The sequence below is a fragment of the Clostridium vitabionis genome (assembly GCF_015351765.1).
Taxonomy (GTDB): Bacteria; Bacillota; Clostridia; order Lachnospirales; family Lachnospiraceae; genus Clostridium_R; species Clostridium_R vitabionis.
The window spans coordinates 206,913-228,556 of sequence record NZ_JADKQA010000002.1; the positions used below are offsets into that span (position 1 = coordinate 206,913).

Annotated in this window: 17 protein-coding genes; 16 read left to right on the plus strand and 1 reads right to left on the minus strand. The window is 52.6% G+C overall.

Annotation, left to right across the window (positions count from 1 at the left end; all coding sequences use genetic code 11):
• The first annotated feature begins 259 nt into the window (after nt 1-259).
• The 12 genes from ISF27_RS05845 to ISF27_RS05900 all read left to right on the plus strand — a co-directional run bounded on the left by ISF27_RS05845 (nt 260) and on the right by ISF27_RS05900 (nt 17,148).
• The gene (locus ISF27_RS05845) at nt 260-2,104 is read left to right on the plus strand and encodes a gamma-glutamyl-gamma-aminobutyrate hydrolase family protein (protein WP_194610098.1); all 1,845 of its coding nucleotides are present in this window, start codon (nt 260-262) and stop codon (nt 2,102-2,104) included.
• Nucleotides 2,105-2,326: 222 nt separating this feature from the next.
• Complete coding sequence (locus ISF27_RS05850) at nt 2,327-4,120, plus strand: beta-L-arabinofuranosidase domain-containing protein (protein WP_194610100.1); 1,794 nt, start codon at nt 2,327-2,329, stop codon at nt 4,118-4,120.
• A gap of 448 nt (nt 4,121-4,568) precedes the next feature.
• Entirely contained in the window at nt 4,569-5,111 is a 543-nt protein-coding gene (locus ISF27_RS05855; RefSeq protein ID WP_194610102.1) for a TRAP transporter small permease, read from the plus strand.
• Complete coding sequence (locus tag ISF27_RS05860) at nt 5,104-6,399, plus strand: TRAP transporter large permease (protein WP_194610105.1); 1,296 nt, start codon at nt 5,104-5,106, stop codon at nt 6,397-6,399. Before ISF27_RS05855 ends, ISF27_RS05860 begins: the two co-directional genes overlap by 8 nt.
• 70 nt (nt 6,400-6,469) lie before the next feature.
• Complete coding sequence (gene dctP, locus ISF27_RS05865) at nt 6,470-7,636, plus strand: TRAP transporter substrate-binding protein (protein WP_194610107.1); 1,167 nt, start codon at nt 6,470-6,472, stop codon at nt 7,634-7,636.
• A 139-nt stretch (nt 7,637-7,775) separates the two neighbouring features.
• A complete protein-coding gene (locus ISF27_RS05870) occupies nt 7,776-8,681 on the plus strand; it encodes a PfkB family carbohydrate kinase (protein WP_194610108.1) in 906 nt (301 codons plus the stop codon).
• A gap of 34 nt (nt 8,682-8,715) precedes the next feature.
• A complete protein-coding gene (locus tag ISF27_RS05875) occupies nt 8,716-9,549 on the plus strand; it encodes a sugar phosphate isomerase/epimerase family protein (protein WP_194610110.1) in 834 nt (277 codons plus the stop codon).
• Between the two features lie 159 nt (nt 9,550-9,708).
• Nucleotides 9,709-11,772 (plus strand): hydantoinase/oxoprolinase family protein, encoded by a 2,064-nt coding sequence (locus ISF27_RS05880; RefSeq protein WP_194610112.1) that lies wholly within the window; start codon nt 9,709-9,711, stop codon nt 11,770-11,772.
• Nucleotide 11,773: 1 nt separating this feature from the next.
• Nucleotides 11,774-13,516, plus strand: a complete 1,743-nt coding sequence (locus ISF27_RS05885) for a hydantoinase B/oxoprolinase family protein (protein ID WP_194610114.1) — start codon at nt 11,774-11,776, stop codon at nt 13,514-13,516.
• Nucleotides 13,517-13,551: 35 nt separating this feature from the next.
• Nucleotides 13,552-14,517, plus strand: coding sequence for an SIS domain-containing protein (locus ISF27_RS05890; protein ID WP_194610116.1), 966 nt, complete (start codon nt 13,552-13,554; stop codon nt 14,515-14,517).
• A gap of 231 nt (nt 14,518-14,748) precedes the next feature.
• Nucleotides 14,749-15,468 (plus strand): GntR family transcriptional regulator, encoded by a 720-nt coding sequence (locus ISF27_RS05895; protein ID WP_268904236.1) that lies wholly within the window; start codon nt 14,749-14,751, stop codon nt 15,466-15,468.
• A 279-nt stretch (nt 15,469-15,747) separates the two neighbouring features.
• Nucleotides 15,748-17,148, plus strand: a complete 1,401-nt coding sequence (locus tag ISF27_RS05900) for an ABC transporter substrate-binding protein (RefSeq protein ID WP_194610120.1) — start codon at nt 15,748-15,750, stop codon at nt 17,146-17,148.
• Here ISF27_RS05900 and ISF27_RS05905 read toward each other — a convergent pair.
• Nucleotides 17,117-17,431, minus strand: a complete 315-nt coding sequence (locus ISF27_RS05905) for a hypothetical protein (protein WP_194610612.1) — start codon at nt 17,429-17,431, stop codon at nt 17,117-17,119. The genes ISF27_RS05900 and ISF27_RS05905 overlap by 32 nt on opposite strands.
• A gap of 135 nt (nt 17,432-17,566) precedes the next feature.
• On the opposite strand from ISF27_RS05905, the gene ISF27_RS05910 reads away from it, so the two are divergent.
• The 4 genes from ISF27_RS05910 (at nt 17,567) to ISF27_RS05925 (ending at nt 21,612) form a co-directional block, all read left to right on the plus strand.
• On the plus strand, nt 17,567-18,403 hold the full coding sequence (locus ISF27_RS05910; protein ID WP_235986046.1) for a carbohydrate ABC transporter permease: 837 nt from the start codon (nt 17,567-17,569) through the stop codon (nt 18,401-18,403).
• An 80-nt stretch (nt 18,404-18,483) separates the two neighbouring features.
• Nucleotides 18,484-19,377, plus strand: coding sequence for a carbohydrate ABC transporter permease (locus ISF27_RS05915; RefSeq protein WP_194610124.1), 894 nt, complete (start codon nt 18,484-18,486; stop codon nt 19,375-19,377).
• A 44-nt stretch (nt 19,378-19,421) separates the two neighbouring features.
• Entirely contained in the window at nt 19,422-20,435 is a 1,014-nt protein-coding gene (locus ISF27_RS05920) for a PHP domain-containing protein (RefSeq protein WP_194610126.1), read from the plus strand.
• Between the two features lie 25 nt (nt 20,436-20,460).
• Entirely contained in the window at nt 20,461-21,612 is a 1,152-nt protein-coding gene (locus tag ISF27_RS05925) for a hypothetical protein (protein ID WP_194610128.1), read from the plus strand.
• Nucleotides 21,613-21,644 lie beyond the last annotated feature (32 nt).

Below are 21,644 nucleotides of genomic sequence, written 5' to 3' on the forward strand. Positions count from 1 at the left end.
ACTACCAAGAATCCGATGGTTGAAATTGAATTTGCGAAAAAATCTTGACACTATCTTAAGAGATAAAAACATGCAGGAACTGCAGGGCAAATAGGAAATTGACAAAAATATGATGAGAAGTATAATAAACATAAATAAATAACAATATTTCTGGCGGCACCAGCTCACCCCTGTGCCATGAGAGGTCCGGCAGGAAGAGTTCGGGAAAGAAAGGAGCCAGATCACCGGGAGACTGTTGCGGCACAGGAAAGGGGGATGTATGAGAGAGGGAAAAACGAAGAATTGGAGGAGATGGACAGCGGCATCTCTGGCCGGAACCATGCTGGCAGCAATGCTGGGGATGCCTGCCTGGGCGGACACCGCCGGACAGTCTGTCGAGGAAACCATTGAGGACGCGGTATTATATCAGTTTACCAGTGATGGAAAACTCGAATATAATGTTACCCACTCGGCGCCGGTGGCCAGCGATGTCACCGTGACCGGGGAAAATATTGATTCCGAGAATGAACTCAGGGAAACGATGGGGAAAATTGATTCCCCAAAAGCAGAAATCGGTCTTGACCACGCCTACAGAACCATCGGAAAGGCGGTTACTGCTGATTTGGGCCTGGATGGGAATGGCAATATCGTCCGGATTGAGATCAAGTCGGCCAGCAGTCGGCCGGTGATCGGCATCTCATGGAAAAAGAACAAAATCGGAAAAGATTACCAGGGATTTGCCGAAGCCTATGAGAGAAATGGCGGCCTGGCGGTATTCCTGCCGCAGGTAAAGAACGCGGAGGAAGCGCGCAATGTTCTTGCCAAGATCGACGGCCTTTTTGAAACCGGCGGGGAAGACTGGAATCCAGCCTTGTATGGGCAGGAACAGACTCCGCATGGCTCCTCCTGGTGGAATGATCAGCGCGACACCTCAGATATCAACATGATGCAGCAGGCGGTCGCGATGGATGTCCCTTTGTTCGCTGTCTGCCGCGGCGAGCAGGGCTTTAATGTCGCGATGGGCGGCGCGCTGATCCAGGATGTTCCGTACTATCTGGGACAGAAGGTGCTGGATGGGGAAATTGATGCCTCCCGCGTCAGCAGCATCCTGTCCGGCACACTTCCGGATAATGCCGTGGACCGGAACGGGAAACACAGCGCGGAGGATACCGGGTACTTTCATTTGCAGCCGGATGGCTCATTTGCCAGGGCCACCGAGCCGGACTGCCCGAGGGATAATCATCTGCGCGTGACCGTAGATGGCCTTGTGCATAGCGGCGGAACGGGCTATCACAAACTGGACAGCGGGACGGACGGAATCGGAATTGATCCGAATTCGAAGTGGCTGTACGACATTATCGGGTCGGATACTCTGGACACCGTGGCAACCGCACATCATCAGGCGATTGACCCGGATCAGCTCGGCGCCGGCCTGACTATCGTTGCGAGATCGTCCGACGGGATCGTCGAGGGCGTCGAGAAACAGGATAATCTTTTCTGCCTTGCCATTCAGTGGCATCCGGAGCGCGATGCCCTGCGCGATACCCGGGGCGTAGATGTTGACCAGGACAAGTGCAACGCGCCGCTGAGGGCTCTTGTGCATTACGCGGGCATTGCCATGAACCGGGACGTCAAACCTTCCGGGATTGCCTCTGACGCGGATCTGCCCGGCAAGGCAACAGATGCCGAAGTGAGCCGTCCTGACCAGCCGCTCATCAATGATATCGCGGTGAGACACAGCCGGGGCAACAGTTCCCGGGCAGAGTATTCCTCAGGAAAGGATTACCGCAGCCCTGCCTGGAGCCGCCGGCAGGACGGTACATGGTTCTACTATGCTGCCAGCGGAAAAGCTTGTACCGGATGGCATAAGGATGATTCTGACGGCAATTGGTATTATCTTGATCTCTCAGACGGACATATGCTGACCGGGTGGCAGTTCATTGATGGAAAATGGTATTACCTGAATCCCGCGCATCCTGCCAATTCCTCCGGCTGGACGATGAATGCCGGCGGGACATGGAGCTATCGTGCCGGAGTACAGGAGAGGCCTTACGGTGCCATGTATACACAGGAAAGGACGCCGGATGGGTATATGGTGGACGCAAGCGGCGCGTGGATGCCATGACGTGCAGGATGTCCTGGAAAAGAGCTGTGGGGCAGCCTTTTTAAAGGAACAATGAGATAGAATACCGGCTTCATCATGTCAGAGGATTCATCTGATGTTGGGAGGCCGGTATTTTCCGGCTGTCTGCCTGTGCCGCGTCGGGGGACTGCCGGTCGGTCTCCGATGATATCGCGCGGAGCCAGTTCTGCGCTGATGGAAAAAACCATGAGAAGTGAGGAATGTATGGGTAAAGCAGAGAAAATCATCTCCGGGAATCCGGAGAAGCTAACCGCTCTTGCCGGGTCGGCCATGGTGAAGGAACTTCCGGGGGAAAATGCCCCGGTGCGGCAGGGCGCTTTTCTCCCGATCCATCGGATCCGGCTGCTTCCGGGAACCATTTTCTATGACCGTGAGCAGGACATGCTGGGTTATCTGAGGACTGTCAGCAATGATTCGATGCTCTATAATTTCCGCAGGGCCAGCGGGCTGGATACCAGGGGCGCGGCACCGATGACCGGCTGGGATGCGGAAGACTGCAGGCTTAAGGGCCACACGACGGGACATTATCTATCTGCTTCAGCACTGGCCTATGCGGCAACCGGAGAGGAGATTTTCCGGGAAAATGCCGGGAAAGTGATTACCGGCCTTCGTGAGTGCCAGCTGGCTTTTGAGCGGGACGGCCGCTGCCATAAAGGGTTCTTAAGCGCCTATTCTGAGGAACAGTTTGACCTTTTGGAAAAGTACACGAAATATCCGGAAATCTGGGCGCCCTATTATACCCTGGATAAGATCATGGCCGGCCTGATTGACTGCTATCAGCTGGCGGGGTGCGGGGAGGCGTTGGAAATCCTTCGCCCCCTCGGCGAGTGGGTGTGGAACCGGCTTTCCCGCCTGCCGGAGAATCAGCGCCAGAAGATGTGGTCGATGTACATCGCCGGAGAGTTCGGCGGGATGATCGGGACGATGACCCGCCTCGGGGAAATCACGGGCGATGCCCGGAATCTGGAGGCGGCAAGATTTTTTGACAACGAGAAACTCTTTCGCCCGATGGAGCTGGGCATCGATACCTTGGAGGGTATGCATGCCAATCAGCATATCCCTCAGGCGATTGGCCAGCTGGAGCTTTACCGCCTGGAAGGAAAAATCCGGGATTACCGGATCGGGAGAAATTTCTGGAAGATAGTGACGGGCGCGCATGCCTATTGCATCGGCGGCGTCGGCGAGGCGGAACTGTTCCATCAGGCAAAGATGATGACGAGTTATCTTACCGATAAAACGGCGGAGAGCTGCGCAAGCTACAATATGTGCCGGCTGACGGGACAGCTGTTCGCTTATACCGAAGATTCCCGCATGATGGACTATTATGAGTGGACGCTGTGCAATCATCTCATGGCCTCCGCGAGCCATACGGCAGACGGCGGGACAACCTACTTCATGCCGCTGGGGCCGGGCATGAGGAAAGCCTGGTCAACATCGGAGAACTCCTGCTGTCATGGAACGGGGATGGAGAGCAGGTTCCGCTACCTGGAAAATATTTTCTTTCAGGACAGGGATTCTCTCCGCATCTGCCTTTTTGCGGATTGTGTGCTCAGCGGGGAAAATGCGCTGGAGATGAGGACTTCGGAAGACCACTTGGCGATTACCGCGAAGGCAGATATGGCACTTCCCCTCCGCATCCGGATCCCGGGCTGGGCGAAGGCGTGGACAGCGGAGCTTAATGGAGAAAACCTGGCTGCTGAAGCTGAGGACGGGTGGTTTTTCCTTCCGCGGTGCCTGAAAAAGGAAGAAACGGTCAGGATCCATCTCCCACATCGAGTTCAAGTTGCGGAAGACCGGTTCGATCCGGCATTTGCGAATGTCATCGACGGGCCATGGATTCTGGCGGCTCTTTCCGAAAAACAGGATTTTTTGGATGCCCCGGCAGCGTCATCGATCGTAAAAATCGGGGCGGAAACATTCCGAGCCGGAAAAGTCCGCATGATTCCCCTGGCGAGAGTGGATCAGGAAGCATACCATGTGTACTTAAAGAAGAATTAAAGATAGGAAATATCGGATTTTGGCGACAATACCGCTGGAAAGCCTGGAATCGTTCAGGACTTCCGGCGGTATTGTCATTGATTACACAGAGCACTTAACAATAACCAGCCACTTAATGAGGACAAGCGAAAGCGCAGTCCGAGTTTAGTGGAGTGGCTATCCGCGAAGCGGAGCGCAAGCCCAGCGGGCGAAGCGCGAGTTTAGTGCAAGCTATGCAAATTTGCTTGATCTCCCTGCAAAAAAAATAACATGGTTCGAATAGAATATATATCATATAAAGAATAGTAGAAAAATTCGGTTGTAAATTGTCGGAAAGTACCAAATCGGAAAAAGATCACGTGATTATATTGATTTTATAAGGACCATGCTATATTATTCAAACATAAGATGTTATATGACAATATATAAAAAGGAGGGCCGATATAAGCGGTAAGCGCTTATCACATGTATGAAAAAAGATCTGATTCGGATAGGAAAAATCCTCACTGTCTTTAATGACGGCCTGGAACTTGTCACCGGAATTGTTATGTTTCTATTTATGGCGCTGCTCTGCTTTCAGGTTGCGATGCGATATATCTTCAACAACCCGATTTACGGGGTTGATGAGACAGTGGTCGCTCTGATGATCTGGAGCTGCTCGCTGAGCTGGGCGACGGTCTACTGGCAGAATGGACACGCTATTCTGGAATTTATCGTCAAAAGGCTTGCCGAGCAGAAGAGGCGGATAATTTTCAATATTAACAATCTCCTGATCCTGGCTGTCAATGTTGTATTTATTCCCGCATCGTGGAAATTATTCAAGATGCAGCTGAAGCAGGCACCGGTCGGAGGGCTTCCATTTTCCAAGGCATATTATTATGCACTGCCGGTTCTGGTCATGGCCGTCATCCTGACGGTTTACAGCATTTATAAGACGATCGCTTATCCGGTTCTGAAGGATGATTTGATCGTGGCACCGATACCGAGTGAGGAGGGAAACGCAATTGATTAAGCTGGATCCGTGGCTATTCCTATATTTTGGAACATTCATTGTCTTCATTCTTCTGCAGCTGCCGATTTCCTACGCGATGTGCGTCTCGGCGCTGGAATTCCTGATTGTTAATCATGACAGTTTTGTTATGTTTGCCCAGAAGACGGCAGCCTCTTTTTCGGACACGAATATGCTCGCTCTCCCATCATTCCTGTTTGTCGGCTGCTTCATGAACGAGGTAGGCTTGACTGACCGATTGTTCGGCATGTGTGAGAAATGGCTCGGCCACCTGCCGGGCGGCCTGGCTCATGCCAATATCCTCGCTTCCATGATTTTTGCCGGCATGTCCGGATCAGCTCTTGCGGATGCCGGCGGCCTCGGAACGATTGAAGTCAAGGCGATGAGCGAAGCCGGTTATGACAAGGACTTTTCTATTGCCGTTACCGCGGCTTCGTCCGGAATCGGCCCGATTATCCCGCCTTCCATCAATTTCGTTGTGTGGGCATTCCTTTCCGGATGTTCTACGCTGGCCATGTTCGATGCCGGCTATATCCCCGGGTTTCTCATGGGATTTTCTATGATGATCTGGAGCGCAATCGCGATCAAGACACAGGGAATCAAGTGCCCGACGGTCGCCCGCTCGTCAATGGGTGAGAAATGGAAGGCAACCTGGCACGCCCTTCCGGCGCTCGGCGGCCCGGCCATCCTGATCTTCGGCGTATCCTCAGGAGCCTTCACGCCAGCAGAATGCGGCACGGTGGCTGCGATCTACTGCGTTCTCTGCGCCTTCTTCCTGAAACGGCTGAATCCTTCTATGTTTATGCGTGCGCTTCGCAATACGGTGCAGAGTGTCGGTATGTCCATGTGCCTCTGCGCAACCGGCTTGATTTTCGACTGGGTGATCGTCACTTCCGGTTTGGTCACGGTGATGTCCAATGCCATCCTGGCACTTGGAAGCCGGGTACTTGTCTTGATTGCACTCAACCTGATCCTGTTGTTCCTCGGCTGCTTCATCGGTTCCATGCAGATCCTGATTATGGTGGCACCGCTCCTTATGAACATCGCGGACGCGATCGGCATGAATTATATCACCATGGGGGTTATGGCGGTTCTTAACGTTACGATAGGTCTGATCACGCCGCCCATGGCACCGGCGCTGTTTGTCACCTGCAAGGCGACGGGAGGAAACTTTGAGACCGCATTGAAATATACGGTACAGTTTCTGATCCCGATGGTCGTCACACTGCTTCTTGTAACTTTTGTGCCGCAGGTTACGATGTTTCTTCCGAAACTGTTCGGCGCAGCCTGATCCAGTCGAATTCTGTCAGGCGCAAGCCTGGTGTTATATGAAGAAGTCATGAATAAGGAGGATGTAGATTATGAAAAAAGCAGTATGTTTGACACTTGCCACGGCAATGATGGCAGTGAGCCTTGCCGCCTGCGGCGGCAGCACTCAGACGCCATCGAGTACGGCAGCCGACGCGGGGACATCACAGGGAACCACCGCCGATTCCTCAGGGGCGTCCGCAGACAGCGCCGTCTCCTCAGATATCTCTTCCCTGGATCCGGAGGCGGCAAAGGAGGCGGCTTCAAAGATCGATTATTCCAAGGCGGAAGTTGTCAAGTTCGGCAACTCCGGTGCTGTCGGTGAGCCGGCTTATAATGCGTGCGAGTACTTCACGAATCTTGTTGATGTCGCCAGCAAGGGGAAATACCGTTTCGATTTCTATCCTTCTGAACAGCTGGGAAATGAGACGACTATGATGGAGAACCTGCAGTCCGGGCTCCAGGAGGGCATGATGAGTTCTCTGGACTCTCTGGCTTCTTATTCCAAGGATCTGAACATTCTTTCGATGGCATTTGCCTTCAAATCGTCCGAGGAAATGCTGAACTTCCTTGGCTCGGATATCGCAAATCAGCTCTGGTCGGATCTGGATGATAACGGATTTCATGTTATCGCTTATGGGTTTGAGAAGAATCCGAGAGGATTCTTTGGCAAAAAGCCGCTAAAATCCCCGGCGGATATGAAAGGCATGAAATACCGCATCCCGCAGCTCCCGATTTTCGAGAAAAACGCACAGGCGATGGGGGCGGTTCCGGTCGTGGTTTCCTGGTCAGAATACGCCTATGCACTTAAACAGGGAACCGTTGACGGCGGCGAGTGCTCCAAGGATTCCTACCGCTCCGCAGGCCTTTATGAATCGGCCCCCTATTTTTCTGAAGTTGACTATGCCTATCCGGTAGAGGCCATCTATTTTGCCAACGACTGGTGGAACAATCTGCCGGAAGAGGATCAAAAGATGATCACGGCCTGCGCAGAGCAGGCGCAGGATATTTATAATAAGCAGATTAAGCAGACCTGGGAGGAAGATAAGAAGTGGCTGGAGACCGATGGCGGCGTGACCTTTGTCGATTTTGACAAGGATGCCTTCATGGCAGCAGCTTCTAATCTCGGCGCGGAGCTCCAGTCGGAAGATTTCTTTGCCACGAAGGATCTCTATGATCAGGTGGTAAAGCTGAACGAGGCTTTTGAGGCTTCTCACTGAGGAAAAATCACCTGAAAATATTTCGGTCATAGCGTAAGACGTTGAACAGCAGACGGGATACGGGCCGGAGAGCAGATCGATATCCTGCATCCGATTCCGTATCCCGTTTGTTTTTCTGCAGGAATAAACGGGAGGAAAGATGATCAGGGTTCTCGGACTTGGCGATAATGTGTGTGATGTCTATCTCCACAAGGGGATCATGTATCCGGGCGGGCAGGCGCTGAATTTTGCTGTTTATGCCCGGAGGCTCGGGGCTTCCTCAGACTTTATGGGGGTTTTTGGAAGCGACGAAATTGGGGAATATAACAAAAAAATCCTGGGGGAGCTTGAGATAGGCTATTCTCATTGCCGCACCTATGTAGGGGAAAATGGCTTTGCCAGGGTGACCATTGTTGACGGCGACCGGGTGTTCAAGGGGAGCAACCGGGGTGGCGTGATTCAGGCGCATCCGATTTTCCTGGATGCTGCGGATAAGGAATATATTGGTGGATTCTCTGCCGTGCACACCACGAATAACGGGTTTCTTGACGGCCTGCTGCCGGAATTAAAGGAGCTGCCGCCGCTTGTCAGCTATGATTTCTCCTATCGCTGGAATGAAGAAGACCGGGTAGAACGCGTCTGCCCGAATGTAGATATCGCATTTTTGTCCTGCGCCGATCTCGATGACTGCCAGGCGCGCCAGCTGCTGGAGAAGCTTCACGGATATGGAACGGCGGTTGTTGTCGGAACCCGCGGGAGCCGCGGTGCCATTGTCTATGATGGCAGTCAGTTTTATACGCAGCTGCCGCACCTGGTTCAACCTGTGGATACGATGGGCGCGGGAGACAGCTTCGCAACGGCGATGATTGTGACAATCCTGCAGGAGATGGAAGATTCGGGGAAGAATTTCCGTGATTCTGAGCAACTGGCAGAAGCGATTCCGAAGGCACTGGAGAAGGCGGCAGAATTTTCCGCACAGACCTGCCTGGTTGATGGTGCTTTTGGCTTCGGGACAGAGGTTCCGGCAAGGTTGCGGCCGAGGATTTACGGGGATGTTTTCCAGTAATTTGAGCTCCGGCCTGAATGGGAAGGGTAAAGCAATGAAGAAAAAACTGACAAGGAATCGTTTTATTATGGGCAGTTACCAGTATGGACATTATCCCATCAGCGAGTTTTTGGATATGGCGGCAAAGCTGCATTTCCATCAGGTGGAGCTTTATGCCGCAGAACCGCAGATTTCGCTGTTTTCGGCGGACTCGAGAAGATTGGAGACAATCCGCCGGATGGCTGAGGAACGCGGGCTTGACATCTTTGCGATCACTCCGGAGCAGATAAATTATCCGGTGAATATTGCTGCCGAGGAGGACGACCTCCGCGGGCGGAGTGTCGCGTATTACTGCCGAGGTGTGGATGCTGCGGAGATCCTGGGCGCGGGAAGAATGCTTGTCACTGCCGGCTGTGGTTATTTTTCACATTCCAGGGAGGATGCTTTCCGGCGCTCGGCAGACAGCCTTCGCACGATCTGCGCATATGCAAAACGGAAGAAGGTGCAGATCATTCTGGAGGCTGTCACGCCGATGTCCTCCAATGTCGTCAATTCTCCGGCAGACCAGAAGCGCATGATTGCGGAAATGCCCGAAGGCAGCATGGTAGGAATGCTGGATATCGGCTCGATGGATTTTATGCATCAATCGCTTGCAGACTATCTGAAGAGTGGGGTCATGGGGCATGTCCATTTCCATGATTCCCATCCGGCAGTGCACATGGTTCCCGGAGACGGAGAACTGCCGCTGGAGGATTACCTCCAGGCTATTGAGGATTCCGGATATACGGGATTCTATAGCTTTGAATTTAACGACGGGAGATACCGCAGCAATCCGTTCACATCGGATGAGAGGGCGGTGCAATGGCTGAATCAACATGGCATTCAGTAAGCGGTTTCGGAGATCGTCGAAAAATTGCTATTTATCCGTTGACAAGAGCAGGAGCAGTGACTATATTGTACTTAATGACATATAAAGTTATATAACATCTTATTTAACCAAGCAGTTGGCGACCAAAGGCAGAAATTACGCTTAAATTGAGGTGAGTGTATGAGTTACATGATTGGTGTCGATGTCGGAGGAACGTTCACCGATTTTTCGGTGTTCAATGAGGAGACGGGGGAATTTTTCAATTACAAGGACAGTTCCACACCGGATGATCCTTCCCGTGCCATCGTCAAGGGAGTTCTTGATGTGCTGAAGATCAAGGGGGCAAAACCGGAAGAGATTTCCTATCTGGCGCATGGAACAACAGTCGGAACCAATGCCCTGATCGAGAAAAAGGGCGTGCGGCTGGGCCTTGTGACAACCAAGGGATTTAAGGATCTTATGGAAATTGGCAATCAGAGAAGGCCAAACCTGTATAACCTGCAGGCACAGAAACCTTATCCCCTGGTTCCATCAGGACTCAATATCGGGGTGACCGAGCGAATCCGTTTTGACGGCTCTGTGGAGACCCCGCTGGACGAGGAAGAGGCCAGGAGCGCAATCCGCTATCTCAAGGAACAGGGCGTGAAAGCAATCGCCGTCTGCACGCTGTTCTCCTTCATAAATCCCATTCATGAAAAACGAATCGGAGAGTTAATCCGTGAAGAATTTCCGGAAGCTTATGTTACCCTCTCCTGTGAGCTTGCACCGGAATTCCGGGAATACAGCCGCATGAGCACGACGGTCATGAACAGCTACCTTGGTCCGGTAATGAAGAAATACGTCAACAATTTCCGGGAATCTGTACGGAATATCGGAATCAAGGTTGAGCCGTATGTCACGCAGTCCAATGGATCGATCATTTCGATCAAGGAGACCGTGGACTGCCCGATTAAAACCGCGCTTTCCGGACCCTCTGCAGGGGTTATTGCCGCATCTTTCATCGGCAGGCAGTGCAGTGCAGACAAAATCATCACCTTTGATATGGGCGGAACCAGTGCGGATATCTCCCTGATTGAAAATTATACCCCACAGGTTTCCAACGAGCGTACGGTCGAAGGATATCCGTGCAGAATCCCCATGATCAATATCATTACGATCGGGGCTGGTGGCGGCTCTATTGCCCGCATTGATGCCGGCGGCGCCTTGAAAGTCGGGCCGGACAGCGCGGGAGCAGCACCGGGGCCGGCATGCTACATGCGTGGCGGAGAAAATCCCTGCGTCACGGATGCCAATATCGTACTTGGAAAATTGAATCAGAAGAAGATTCTCGGCGGCAGGATGGATGTCAGTGTTGATCTGGCAAGGAAGGCAATTCGGGAAAAGATCTGTGATCCGTCCGGGCTTTCTGAGGACAGGGCGGCGAACGGGATCATCACCGTCGTGAATTCCAATATGGCGAGAGCCATCCGCTCTGTATCGGTTGAAAAAGGATATGATGTCCGTGAATTCAGCCTGATGGCGTTCGGCGGGGCAGGCCCGCTCCATGCCTGTGAAGTAGCAAAAGAGCTGGGTATCCGCAGAGTTATTATTCCGCCGCACGCGGGAACTCTCTGCAGCCTCGGCCTCCTTCTTGCGGATACAAAGTTTGACATGAGCCGTACCCTTGTCCAGCCGGGTAAGCCGGAAGGTCTCGACAGCGCGAACCGGCTCTTTGCTGAGATGGTTCGTCAGGGAACGGAGGCTCTGGATAAGGAGGGGGTTCCGGATTCCCGCCGGGTATTCCAGTTCTCCGTGGATATGCGGTATATGCGGCAGAACTTTGAAATCAATATTCCAGTCAGCAGCGGCCGGATGACAAAAGAAATTCTCGAAAAGGCGATTGCCGACTTCCACGCAGAGCATAAGAGGAGCTACGGCTACTGCGATGAGAAGGCTGAAACCCAGCTGGTCAACTACCGCGTTTCCGCAATCGGAATCATTGATAAGCCTGAATTTCAGCCGGAGCCGCTGGCAGAGAATCCTGTGATGCCTAAGCCGCTCGAGGTGAGAAAGATACTCTTCCAGAATGCGGAATCTTATGTGTACGCCCCGGTGTATCAGCGATTTGATTTCGTTCCCGGACAGGTTGTCCCGGGACCCTGCATCTGCGAGCAGATGGATTCCACCCTGGTTGTGCCGCAGAACTGGACGATTCATGTTGACGGATATCAGAACATTCTGATTACAGATGATGAGGTGAAGTGAGATGGCAAAAACAATAGATACGGTAACCGTCGAGGTTGTGCGGAATCTCCTGATGTCTGTTGCCGAGGAAACTTACGGAATCATTGTCCGGAGCGCGTATTCCACCAATATGAAGGAAAGAAGGGATGTCTGCACAGCGGTCATCGATCCTGACGGGAATAGTGTCGCCCAGGTGGAAAGCCTTGCCGCCCTGCTCGGCTCCATGCTCAGTGTCGTCCCGAATATTTATGAGAAATTCGGAAAGGAAAATATCAAAGAAGGAGATATGTTTATCGCCAATGATCCTTATCACGGCGGCGGCAACCATCTTCCCGATATCGTCATCGCGGCACCGGCATTTGCCCAGGGCAAGCTGATCGGCTGGATCGCGAATATCGCGCATCATTCGGACATTGGCGGAAAGGTTCCGGGATCAACATCCGGGGATGCGGATTCCCTCTTCCAGGAAGGTCTCCGCATCCCGGTGATCCGGATTCGCGAGAACGGGAGAACGATTCCGAGCGTCCTCGACCTTCTCCTGGACAATACGCGGGTTCCCCAGGAGAGAAGAGGGGATCTCACCGCCCAGATGTCCGCTAACCTGATCGGTGTACAGAGACTTCAGGAAGCGTATGCCCGCTATGGAGATGTCCTGATCGGCTGCATGCGCGAGCTGGTCGCTTACTCTGAGCGGCGTGTGCGCGCGGTCGTTGCCCAACTTCCGGACGGGGAATACAGCTATACCGATTATGTTGACGGCTGCGGCGAGAAATATCCGGATCCGATCCCGATTAAAGTCAAGGTAATCATTAAGGGCGATGATATGACCTTTGATTTCACGGGAACAGCGCCGCAGATCAAGGCACCGATCAATGTGCCCTATCCCTGCACAAAGGCGGCGGTATTTTTCTCGGTCAAGGCGCTCATGGGGCACGATATTCCGGCAAATGAGGGGATCAACCGCGCAATCCATATTATTGCCCCGGAGGGCTGTATTGTCCATCCCACGGAACCGAGCCCGATCGGAGCCCAGATCGACTGCCAGCAGAGAATTCCCGATGCAATCTTTGGTGCTCTCGCGCCGGTATTCCCGGACACCGTCGTGACGGCGGGTAACGGAGCCTGCACGACCACCATTCTGTCCGGGGAAGGCAAGATTGGCACGGACAGCGTCTTCATTTTCCATGAAGTTATCGCCGGAGGCGGCGGTGCTTCCAGAAGCTGTGACGGGCTTTCCGGCGTCCAGGTCAATATGACGAACACCTCCAATATGCCGATTGAGGCGACGGAGATGGAGTTCACGAAAATTCTGGCAAGGAAGTATGAGCTCAAGAAGGATAGCGGCGGGGCAGGTACGATGCGGGGCGGCCTCGGTATCGAGCGCGAGCTGGAGATTCTTCAGGATGATGTGGCCTATACAGGACTTGGTGACCGCCATAAATTCCATCCCTGGGGCCTTGACGGGGGCAAAGAAGGCGGGACGGGGGCATTTTACCGCGTTCAGCCGGACGGCACGGTGACCAGGATGGGTCATAAGACGACAAGCAAGATGATGAAGAAGGGGGATATCATCCGCGTGATTACTCCGGGGGCAGGAGGGTACGGTGACCCGAAAAAGCGTCCGGTGAAAAAGGTACTTCAGGATGTTATCGAGGATAAGGTTTCCCCGGAGAAGGCAAAAGAGGACTACGGCGTTGTCATTCTCGGTACCCGGGGACACTATTCGGTCGATGCGGCTGCAACAAAATTGCTGAGGGGTGAGTGAAGATGGTTAAGGGATTAAAAGAAGTTGAAGAGACAATGGCAAAGGTGAAGGCGGAACTTCTTGCCAATGGCGGATTAAAGCAGGTGGTATTTGTGGCATGCGGAGGATCGCTGGCGTCTTCCTACCCGGCAAGATTCCTGCTGAATGAAGAGGGAAGCATCCGCGTCCAGGGATATAATGCCAGTGAGTTCGTCTATGCGACACCGAAAAATATTGACAAGAATACCCTGGTTATCGGGACTTCCACGAAGGCGACTGCTGAGACTGTTGAGGCAGTCCGCAAAGCCCGCTCGCTCGGCGCGGTTACTGTGGCTCTTACCGGGTACCCGGACAGTCTCACCGCTCAGGCGGCAGAATATGCGATTATTTATTACCATGCGGACGAGTGGTATCAAGACCCGACCCTGGTTCATTACAACAGCCAGGGGACGGCGCTCAAGATTGCTTTCTGGCTGTTAAAAGAATTCTGCGGCTATCAGCATTATGCCGAGGCAGTGGAAGGATTTGAAAAATTAACGGAGATCTATGGCCGGGCGTATGAAAATGTCAAGTCGGATGCGGTGAAATTCGGAATTACGTACAAGGACGACAAGGTTTGGAATGTGTTGGGAAGCGGTGTGGCATATGAAGCAGTTTATTCCGATGCCTTCTGCTTCTTCCAGGAGATGCAGACCGTCCACTGCGTCCCGATTCTCTCCGGAGAATATTTCCACGGGGCATTTGAGACATGCAGTGATCAGCTGGCGATCCTGCTCCTCAAGAGCGTCGGGCGTACCCGCAGGGAAGATGAGCGGGTAGAAAAATTCCTGGATACGTTCGGCGGCCATCATTATGTCCTTGATGCGGAGAAGCTGGGTCTTTCGGAACTTGATTCCTCGGTTGCGGAATATTTCAATTCCCTTCTCCTGCATCCGATTACTAAGCAGTTTATCTCCGCCATGGCAGACATCCGTATGCATCCGATGACGCACAGAAATTATATGTGGAAATTTGATTATTGATGGGGAGCGGTGAAAACCGCGTTCACCTGAAAGATAATCATGTTCATGCAAAAAGCCGGGCAGAATAATGACACTGCCCGGCTTTTGCGTGGAGTGGTTAAGTACAAAAAAGGCATAAATTTCACAAGAATCTTTTAAAAAACAGGAGGACCGCGCAGGAAACTGTGCTATAATGAATTTAAAAGGATGTCTCATAATATCACATGATGTATTATAGAAGAAAGGAAATTTATGCTGGATCCCAATAATATCGTTCCCCTATATGAACAGGCGGCAAATGCCCTTCGTGAAGATATGAGAAAAGGGGTATTCCTTTCCGGCAATCGCCTGCCCACCGAAAGTGAGCTTGCGCAGAAATACGGCATCAGCAGGATAACAATCCGCCACGCGATTGATCAGCTGGTCAAGGAAGGCCTTGTCGAGAGAAAGCAGGGAAAAGGAACTTTCGTCACCCGGCCGCTGATGCACAAGGACTTCAAACGGTCAGGCGTCAGTTTTACCGAGCTCTGCGCGGCGAATGGGAAGAAGGCATCAGCCAGGACGGTGCTCACATCAATCGAAGTGCCGGAAAACCAGCATGTGCTCCGCTGGCTGAATCTCGCCCCGGGGGAAGAGGTGGTGCGGATTAAACGGCTCCGCTATGCAGACGGGGTTCCGTGTGTGATCGAGGATAATTATTTTCCCAAGGAATTCAGCGATCTGATGTCTGTGAACCTGAATGATATTTCGCTGTATCAGTACCTGCGGGAGGAGAAACATATCGACATTGTCACGGGGGAAATGATCCTGAAAATTGTGAGAGCCGATACCGGGATAGCGAAGCTGCTCGAGGTTCCGCGCAGCACACCGCTTCTTGAGACTTGGGGAGTGGTGTACCAGGGAAATGGGAAGGTTCTTCACGTCTGCAATCAGGTCGGTTATGGAGAAAATTTTGAGTTTATTGTCCGGTAATCTCGGAGATATCATGCCATATCGGCGATCTTCCGCCTCACTGAAAGGAATATTTGGACAATTCGCCTTGTAAAATGATGCTTTAAAGAGTATACTAATTATGTTGTCATAAATGAACAAATTATTTACGAAATAACCGGAGATTACCGTGATAAATACAAGGTATTACCTTCAATATCTGCAATAAAAGAAAATATCACGGAATCCGGAACGAAGAGAGGCGTAATCCAGGATATTATTTCGGCGGCTGCCATGCGGGCGCCAAAAGGAGGAGATCGTATGAGAAAGATTACACGGAAACAATTGGAGAAGGGTGCCGCGCTGCTGATGGCGTCTTCCCTGCTTCTAACCGGCTGCTCGGGCTCCACGGGTTCGACCGGCGGCGGAGCAGCAAAATCGGGAGAGACGAGCGCCGCGGCAGCGGACAAGGACTCGGCAGCGGCTTCTGAGGCGGCAGACCCGGACAAATACGCGGTCAAGGACAAGATCGAGATTACCTGGTGGCATGCCCTGGAGGATCAGTACAGCGACCTGGTCAACCAGGTTGTCGATGATTTCAACAACAGCCAGGATAAAATCCATGTAACCGCGGAGTACAAGGGGGCGTACAAGGATATCAATGAGGCGCTGGTCGCCGCCAATGCGGCGGGCACCGGCCTTCCGGCACTTGCGGTCGCAAACACCGATTATGTCGCCCAGTATGGCGCGAACGGGTTATTTGAGAATCTGGATCCGTATATTTCCGCGACAGGGTATGATACCTCGGATTTCGCGGAAGGTCTTCTGCAGAGCGCACAGTATGACGGCAAGCAGGTCTCCCTCCCGTTCCTGCATTCTACGCAGGTGATCTACTACAACGCGGATATGGCCAAGGAGAAGGGAATTGAGATTCCGTCTTCCATGGATGACATGGATGCCTTCCTGGAGGCGGCGACGCAGAAGGGGGCAGACGGATCAACTTCCGTTTACGGCCTTGAGATCCCGGGATGGGATCAGTGGTACTTCGAGACGATGTATCTGAATGATGGGGTCAAGATCATCAGTGATGACAATACCTGCGACCTGAACAGTGACGCGGCGGTCGCGGTGACCTCCAAGATTCAGGACTGGGTCAAGAAGGGGTATGTGAATTACCGCCAGGGCACAGATGCCTCCGCCAATATGCGTCAGGACTTCTATGATCAGAAGGCTTTTGCGGTCATGCATACCTCGTCACTCTATAACAATTATGTGGACAAGTGCGGTTTCAATGTCGGCATGGCATGGTATCCGGCAGCTTCGAACGGCAGCAAGAATTCGGAAGTCGGTGGCTGCGTTCTGGGGATTCCTTCCAAGAATGACCAGGCGACGAAGAATGCGGCATGGGTATTCTTACAGTATCTCTGCGGCAAGGATGTCAACATGAAGTGGGCGGAGAGCACCGGATATATTCCGACCCGGAAATCTGTTCTGACGACAGATGAAGGAAAGGCTTTCCTTCAGGAAAAACCGGCTTTCCAGAGCATCTTTGATAACCTTGACCTGATCAAGCCGAGAATCCAGAGCTCTGCATGGTCTGAGTTGGCGACAACATGGAAGAATTATATGGTGACGATCATGACTCAGGATGTGGATCCCAAGGAACAGTCGGATGATATGGTGGATGAAATCAATGAAATTCTCGCAGACCATGCATCCTGATACTTCCCACAATGAGGCAGATTTCATTTGAGGTATTCAGGCAGAAGAAATAGAGGGATTTGAGTTCGAGGGACTGCATACCTGTTGGAATTTTCCGTTTCGCAGGTATGCAGTTTTCTTCTTGGAAAGCTCTTTCTGAAATCTCTTTTCCCTGGCTGCCGAGGAGAAAGCGGATATGACGGATACTCAGAAAAAAATCTTGGATGTCGCCGATGGCACGGATATCCATAGCGGGCAAAATATCCAGGATACAAAAAACACGAGTAATATAAAGAATACGCAAAACACGAAAAATACACAGATTACGCAAAATACTCAAAACGCGCAAGATGGAAAACCCACCAGGAATTCATCAAAATCCTTCTGGAATCCCAGAACCCGGGGTAAGCTTGGGGATTTCCTCTGCATTGTCCCGGCGTTGATCCTGCTGGCCATTTTTGTATACTACCCGATCGTAAAGCTTTTCCAGATCAGCCTGACGGACTGGAACCTGCTGAACGATACCTGGCATTTTGTCGGGCTCAAGAACTGGAAATGGCTCTTCCAGGGCAGCGGCTCCAAATATCTCTGGAATTCCCTGAAGGTAACCTTCCTGTACTCGATCGGTGAGCTGACGGTCACGATCGTGGGCGGCATGCTCTTCGCCCTGCTTTTTAACCGGATGACCAAGTCATTCAGTGCGATGCGGGCGATCGTCTTCATGCCGAAATATGTGGCGATGTCTTCCGCTGCCGTGATCTTCCTTTGGATCCTCAATACAGAATCCGGTGTCCTGAACTATTTTCTCGGATTTCTCGGCATTTCCCCGGTTGACTGGCTGAACCAGAAATCGACGGCGCTGCCCTCTGTCCTGATGCTCACCGGATGGCGCTGCATCGGCTACGGCATGATGATCTATCTGGCGGCGATGGCCGGTATTTCCAAGGATTATTATGAGGCATCTTCCCTGGATGGGGCAAATGGGCGCCAGCAGTTTTTTAAGATCACGCTTCCGCTCCTGGGACCGACGACGCTGTTTCTCTTTGTCACGACATTCCTCTCGTCCATGAAGGTTTTCCAGTCGGTAGATATCCTGACATCCGGAGGCCCGGACCGGGCAACCGAGGTGTTTGTCTACCTGATTTACCGCTACGCGATGGTTGATTTCCGCATGGATCGCGCTTCTACCGCCGCGGTTATGTTCTTCCTGATCCTTCTCGTGATCACTGTCGTGACGATGAAGGTCAGCAAAGGGCACATCACGTATGATTCTTGATCGATAACTGTTCAGCACATATTATGGAACAGAGGTTCTGAACAGTTGCCTTGAAGTTTTTATCTGGAAAGGACAGGTTTATGGCGAAAAAGGAAATTGCCGTGGACACAGACGGAAAGCAGTTTGTTGTCAAGAAGCATAAAAAGAAAAAGACGGCATTGTGGTGGCTCCAGGGCATTGTCGCGGTGCTCGTGACGCTGGTCATGGTTTTCCCGCTGTACTGGATGATCACCACCTCAATTAAGTCTGCCGAGGAAGTGCAGCTGCCGTTTCCGACGCTTTTCCCGCATTCCTTTCATCCGGAAAATTACCTGTATGTCCTTCAGAAGGCCAATTTTCTGAAGTATTACTGGAATACCATCGTCATGACGGCGGGGATTCTGATTTCCCAGGTCGTTACCGGTGTTCTGGCGGCCTATGGCTTCGCCAGGGGGAGTTTTAAGGGAAGGGACTTTTTCTTCTATATTGTTCTCGGGGCGCTGATGATCCCGCTTCAGGTGACCTTTATCCCGATTTACATTATGTGTTCTGCATGGCACCTGAACGATACTTATCTGGGACTGATCCTCCCGGAAGCGGTCTCTGCCTACTATATCTTCATGCTGAGAAACAGTTTCCTGTCCATCGACCAGAGTTATCTTGATGCCGGGAAAATTGACGGGCTGGGACGGCTCGGCTGCATCCTGCATGTCCTGGTGCCGATGTCCAAGGCGAGCATCTACACGATCACCCTGGTGACCTTTACCAATGGGTGGAACGCGTATTTCTGGCCGAAAATTATTGCCGGAAATGAAGTCCGCCGGGTGCTGACGGTCGGCCTCGCCTATCTCAAGAATACGTATGCCGGGCAGACGGTATCGAATTATCATCAGATCATGGCCGGCGCGGTTCTCGCCATCCTGCCGGTGGTGATCCTGTTCTTCATTTTCCAGAAATATATGATGACGGGATATTCCAAGGCCGCGATGAAATAACATGCGTGCAGGAAATAGGAAACAGGAAGAAGGAAAGAAGTTTCATGGAGTATATTACCGAAACAACCAGGCAGTATAAGGCAAATCTGCACAGCCACAGCAATATTTCCGACGGGACACTCACCCCGGAGGAGATGGCGGATATTTACCGGGAACACGGTTATTCCATCCTGGCGATCACTGATCACGAAGCGCCGGCAGCCCATCAGGATCTGAACCGGCCGGGATTCCAGATGATTACCGGGTATGAGGCGTATATCCGCAGCGATTCCCTCTGCCGGTTTGATCCCTTCCGCCCGGAAATTCACCTGAACCTGATCGCCAAGGATCCGGCGAATGTCACCTATATCGGCTATGATGCCAAGTTCTGCAAATATCTCCCGCATGAAGCGGCGGAGAAGCTTCCGCAGGCCGGAGCGGGAATCCGGCGGTACAACAGGGAGTACCTGCAGGAATTTATCCGGACAGCCAATGAGGCAGGTTATCTGGTCTCCATGAACCACCCGGTGTGGTCGCAGGAATCAGAAAGTATGCTGCTTGGCCTCAAGGGGTGCTACAGCCTGGAGATCTATAATACGGGATCCTGGTGCATCAACGGCGGGGAGCTCAATACAGGGCTCTATGATGCTTATCTTCGGAATGGTTCCATGATCTACTGTCATGGCGCTGATGACAATCATAACAAAAAGCCGCTGGACGACCTGCTCTCGGATTCCTTCGGCGCCTGGACGCAGGTTCTGGCAAAGGATTTATCCTATGCTTCGGTGATTCACGCGCTGGAAAATGGGGATTTTTACGCCTCGACAGGCCCGAGTATCCGGGTGCTGGCTATGAATGGCGGCCATGTCCATGTGGAATGTTCCCCGGCGCAGAGAATCCTGCTTGTGCGCAGCATGAAGCGGTGCCAGAATGCGTACCGGCCGGACGGATCAGATATCACCTCAGCGGATTTTGACCTGCCGGAGCAGGAAACTCCCTATGCGTATATTATCGTAATGGACCGGTATGGCCATCAGGCGCACACCAGGGCATTTACCAGGACAGAGCTCGGGCTGTGACGGAAAGCCCGAGGGAGGAAGTGCGATGCGGAAAATGATCTTGTCGCTCATTCTGGTCTCCGGGCTCATCGCCTGCGGGCGGGCACCGGCTTCGGCAGGGAGCTATGCAGGTACCCGCCTGGCTCCGGCAGAGAGCATGGGAGGCACTGGTTCGGGAGATGCAGCCCCGGCGGAGAGTTCTTCCGCACTGCGCCTGTCTCAGAGCCGGACAGTTTACCGGGAGATTGATCGGGAAAAGGTGGCATACCCGGAGTTTTTTGCCAAGGCAGAACCATTTGCTACGATTCCCGGATTGAAGGAGGGGATGACACCGCAGGGAATGGGCGTTGACCAGTCCAGTGGGAAGACTTTCATCTCGAGTTATGCCGGAGATAATCTTCCATCGGCAGTCACGGTACTCAGTGCGGATGGGCAGTTCTCCGGGGAGCGGTTTCTGTACCGCCAGAATGGAGAAGCCTTTTCCGGACATGTCGGTGGCCTGGCGGTGGCGGAGGACACGCTGTATCTTTCCGACCAGCTGGATCATGACGGCGGCTTCAGCATCGTCCCATTTTCCCTGGGGGATTTTACCGAAGCTGGAAGCCGGAACCTGGAACTCTCTGGAAGCATAACCCTTCCGGTATCGCCTTCTTTCCTGAACTATTCGGAGGGATATCTGTGGGCAGGGAATTTTTACTATCCGGACGCCGGGTATGATCTGGGCGGAATCATGAAGGAAACGACACCTTCTGACGGGGAAGAGATGGGGACATATATTTTGGGATATGACCTGTCCTCCCAGGGAAGCGCCCGTATGCGGGAAACGGGGCCGGACGGTTATCCGGTTCCGGATGTCGTGCTGGCAGCGACAGACCGGATTCAGGGGATGACTGTCCTGCCGGATCATTCCATCCTGCTCAGCCAGTCCTACGGGAGGAAAAATCCTTCCGCGCTGCTGCACTACGCGCCACCGGAAAAAGAAGGGCAGAAGACGGCATTTTCCGTTGGAAGCGCGAAGGTTGAGGGCTATGTCCTGGACAGCCGGCTGCTTCTGGAAAACATCACCGCGCCGCCGATGACAGAGGCCGTCGCTGCATTGCCGGGCGGGATCGTCCAGGTGAATTTTGAATCCGGCGCCATGCGGTACGATGACGGCAGGGACAGGACAGACCAGCTCTGGCGGATGAAGCTGGAGTAGGTATGACTTTTGAACATTTTATGGAGGGGAAT

Coding starts and splice junctions, on each gene's coding strand:
- ISF27_RS05845 (WP_194610098.1), top strand. CDS start 260: ATGAGAGAGGGAAAAACGAAGAATTGGAGGAGATGGACAGCGGCATCT.
- ISF27_RS05850 (WP_194610100.1), top strand. CDS start 2,327: ATGGGTAAAGCAGAGAAAATCATCTCCGGGAATCCGGAGAAGCTAACC.
- ISF27_RS05855 (WP_194610102.1), top strand. CDS start 4,569: ATGAAAAAAGATCTGATTCGGATAGGAAAAATCCTCACTGTCTTTAAT.
- dctP (WP_194610107.1), top strand. CDS start 6,470: ATGAAAAAAGCAGTATGTTTGACACTTGCCACGGCAATGATGGCAGTG.
- ISF27_RS05870 (WP_194610108.1), top strand. CDS start 7,776: ATGATCAGGGTTCTCGGACTTGGCGATAATGTGTGTGATGTCTATCTC.
- ISF27_RS05875 (WP_194610110.1), top strand. CDS start 8,716: ATGAAGAAAAAACTGACAAGGAATCGTTTTATTATGGGCAGTTACCAG.
- ISF27_RS05880 (WP_194610112.1), top strand. CDS start 9,709: ATGAGTTACATGATTGGTGTCGATGTCGGAGGAACGTTCACCGATTTT.
- ISF27_RS05885 (WP_194610114.1), top strand. CDS start 11,774: ATGGCAAAAACAATAGATACGGTAACCGTCGAGGTTGTGCGGAATCTC.
- ISF27_RS05890 (WP_194610116.1), top strand. CDS start 13,552: ATGGCAAAGGTGAAGGCGGAACTTCTTGCCAATGGCGGATTAAAGCAG.
- ISF27_RS05895 (WP_268904236.1), top strand. CDS start 14,749: ATGCTGGATCCCAATAATATCGTTCCCCTATATGAACAGGCGGCAAAT.
- ISF27_RS05900 (WP_194610120.1), top strand. CDS start 15,748: ATGAGAAAGATTACACGGAAACAATTGGAGAAGGGTGCCGCGCTGCTG.
- ISF27_RS05915 (WP_194610124.1), top strand. CDS start 18,484: ATGGCGAAAAAGGAAATTGCCGTGGACACAGACGGAAAGCAGTTTGTT.
- ISF27_RS05920 (WP_194610126.1), top strand. CDS start 19,422: ATGGAGTATATTACCGAAACAACCAGGCAGTATAAGGCAAATCTGCAC.
- ISF27_RS05925 (WP_194610128.1), top strand. CDS start 20,461: ATGCGGAAAATGATCTTGTCGCTCATTCTGGTCTCCGGGCTCATCGCC.